This window comes from Micromonospora yasonensis, from assembly GCF_026013475.1.
Lineage (GTDB): Bacteria > Actinomycetota > Actinomycetes > Mycobacteriales > Micromonosporaceae > Micromonospora > Micromonospora yasonensis.
The window spans coordinates 1-2,729 of the sequence record NZ_JAPDPH010000407.1 but is presented as its reverse complement, the minus strand read 5'-3'; the positions used below and the strand labels follow the sequence as shown (position 1 = coordinate 2,729).

Below are 2,729 nucleotides of genomic sequence, written 5' to 3'. Positions count from 1 at the left end.
TGCAGGCCAAGGACGCCATCGGGCGCACCTGGCAGATGTCGACCATCCAGTACGACTTCAACCAGCCGAAGGGCTTCGGGCTGGAGTACCAGGCGGCCGACGGCACCCGGCAGCAGCCGGTCATGATCCACTGCGCCAAGTTCGGCTCGATCGAGCGCTTCATCGGCGTGCTCACCGAGCACTACGCCGGCGCGTTCCCGGCCTGGCTCGCCCCGGTGCAGGTGGTCGGCATCCCGATCCGCGAGGACCACACCGACTACCTGCAGGACTTCGTCAGCACGCTGCGCAAGCAGGGGATCCGGGCCGAGGTCGACGCGGGCGACGACCGGATGCAGAAGAAGATCCGCAACGCCCAGCAGCAGAAGATCCCGTTCATGGTGATCGCCGGTGACGACGACGTGGCCGCGGGCACGGTCTCCTTCCGCTACCGCGACGGGTCGCAGCGCAACGGCGTCCCGATCGCCGAGGCGGTGGCGCACGTGGTCGACGTGGTGGGCTCCCGCAGCAACACCGGCCCCTCCGCCCAGGCGTGACGTGCGGGTCCCTTCTCCGGGCGCCCGGAGGAGGGACCCGCGCCCCGCGGTCAGATGCCGCAGTTCGGCGCCGACCAGAGCCGGCTCGACTTGTTCGCGACGTGGGTGTGGTCGTTGTGGTCGGGGTAGCCGGGGCCGAGGATCTCGTTGAATCCGTGGTAGCGGGCCTGCTGGGCCATTCGGCAGAGCGAGCTCGCCCCGGCGGCGAGGTCGGCGGCGTCGCCGTAGAGATGCCGGCTGGTCGACGACCCGCCGACCGCGCTGTTGCAGGCGTAGCTGCGGAATCCGGTGGTCACGGTGAGCGGCTGGTCGCCTAGCGCGTGTCGCAGGGCCTGGAGCTGCCACATCACCACCAGGGCGTTCGCCTTGGCCGTCGCGGCCGACACCGCCCCGCCCGACCAGTCACTGTTGCAGTCGTTGAGCTCGGCGTAGCTGAAGTTGACCGGGGTGCAGTCGTCGTCCTGCAACGCGTAGAGCTTGTTGAACGTCTGCGGCCCGGCGATGCCGTCGGCGGTCAGCCCGTACGCCTGCTGGAAGCGGATCACCGCCGCCTTGGTGCCCGGGCCGTACGCCCCGTCTCGGCTGAGCACCCCGCCGTAGCCCGGGTAGCCGGAGACCCGGATCTGCAGCTGCCGGACGTCCTCGCCGTTCATCCCCTCGGACAGGGTGCGTCCCCAGGTGTAGCAGCCGTCGGCGTAGGCCGCACCGGCGGTGGCGGTGACGCCGATAACCGTGCCGGCGGCGGCCAGCACGAGCGCCACGAGAAGCTTGCCGATTCGTCGGAACATCGTTCCTCCATCTATCGATACATCGAAATATTCGAATGACAGAGATCGTGAGGCATGGAGGACGGTTCGTCAACGGCTTCCTGGTACGGGCGGCCGTCGCTGGTCCTCACGACGGTCCGTAGGATCGCGTCTGTGACTGGGGCGGAACGGCACACGGACAGCGCTGGCCTGGCGGACGGGCTGGAACGGCTCTGGACGCCACACCGGATGACCTACATCTCGGGGGAGGACCGCCCCGAGGGCGGCTACGAGAAGCCCGCCGGCTGCCCGTTCTGCCGCGCCCCCGGCCTGCCGCCGGACGAGAGCCTCGTCGTCGCCCGGGGCGAGCACGTCTTCGCGGTGCTCAACCTCTACCCGTACAACCCGGGGCACCTGCTGGTCTGCCCGTACCGGCACGTGGCCGACTACACCGAGCTGGACGCCCCGGAGACCGCGGAGCTGGCGGCGTTCACCAAGGACGCCATGCGGGTGGTCCGCCGGGTCTCCAACGCGCACGGCTTCAACCTGGGGATGAACCAGGGCGGCGTCGCGGGTGCCGGCATCGCCGCCCACCTGCACCAGCACGTGGTGCCGCGCTGGGGTGGCGACGCCAACTTCATGCCGGTGATCGGCCGGACGAAGGTGCTGCCACAACTGCTCGCCGACACCCGGGACCTGTTCGCCAAGGCCTGGCCGGCCTGACCCCGCTCCGGCTCCCGGCCGCCCGGGTGCGCCGGGCGGCGTACCTCAGCGGAGCCGGCTCCGGAGGCGGGCCAGGCGCCGGCGGGCGGTGACGGCGCTGCGCTGCGCCGAGTCGGCCCGGTCCGTCGCGAGCTGCGCGCGGACGGCGAGCCGGCGGTCGACCATCTGGTCGCCGTGCCGGGCGATCCAGAGGCAGACGACGGCGAGCGGCAACTCGACCAGCACGGCCAGCAGCACCGACACCACCAGGTCCGGGCCGCGCGGGGTGGTGACCACGTCGAACCAGGCGTCCACGGCCAGCATGGTCGCGGTGCCGGCGGCGGCGAGCACCACCTGCCGGTCGCCCCGGTACGCGTACCAGGCGGTCAGCCCCAGCAGGGCCACCAGGCCCAGGTCGAAGCCGACCCAGGCGGCCCGGTAGTGCACGGTCAGCGCGTGCCGGGGCAGGGTCGCCGCCAGGTAGCCGATCCAGGGCAGGGTCAACAGGGCCAGCGCCACGAAGGTGGGCGCCACCCAGCGGGGCACCGGCACCTCGGTCGGCCGTTCGATCTCGTCCGTCGTCGTGCTCATCGTTCCTCCGCCGGTCACGGGCTCCCGACCGTCCGTGCCTGCGGGCCGCACGCGTCGTGACTTCCTTCCCCTCAAGTGTGCGCGAAGTGGCGGGATGCGGCCCGCCGCCCGCCCCTGACACCCCACCCAAGGAGCGTCGGGGGGGGGGAGAGGGGGG

At 71.7% G+C, this 2,729-nt stretch carries 4 protein-coding genes; 2 read left to right on the top strand and 2 right to left on the bottom strand.

Annotated elements, in window-relative coordinates; genetic code table 11:
• Positions 1-533: His/Gly/Thr/Pro-type tRNA ligase C-terminal domain-containing protein (locus ONA70_RS35815; RefSeq protein ID WP_265010906.1), on the top strand; the 533-nt coding region annotated here is incomplete at its 5' end.
• A gap of 50 nt (positions 534-583) precedes the next feature.
• Here the strand turns inward: ONA70_RS35815 and ONA70_RS35810 are convergent.
• Positions 584-1,321, bottom strand: a complete 738-nt coding sequence (locus ONA70_RS35810; protein ID WP_265010905.1) for a D-Ala-D-Ala carboxypeptidase family metallohydrolase — start codon at positions 1,319-1,321, stop codon at positions 584-586.
• Between the two features lie 132 nt (positions 1,322-1,453).
• On the opposite strand from ONA70_RS35810, the gene ONA70_RS35805 reads away from it, so the two are divergent.
• On the top strand, positions 1,454-2,002 hold the full coding sequence (locus tag ONA70_RS35805) for an HIT family protein (protein ID WP_265010904.1): 549 nt from the start codon (positions 1,454-1,456) through the stop codon (positions 2,000-2,002).
• Positions 2,003-2,047: 45 nt separating this feature from the next.
• Here the strand turns inward: ONA70_RS35805 and ONA70_RS35800 are convergent, their stop codons facing one another.
• Complete coding sequence (locus tag ONA70_RS35800) at positions 2,048-2,572, bottom strand: hypothetical protein (protein ID WP_265010903.1); 525 nt, start codon at positions 2,570-2,572, stop codon at positions 2,048-2,050.
• Positions 2,573-2,729 lie beyond the last annotated feature (157 nt).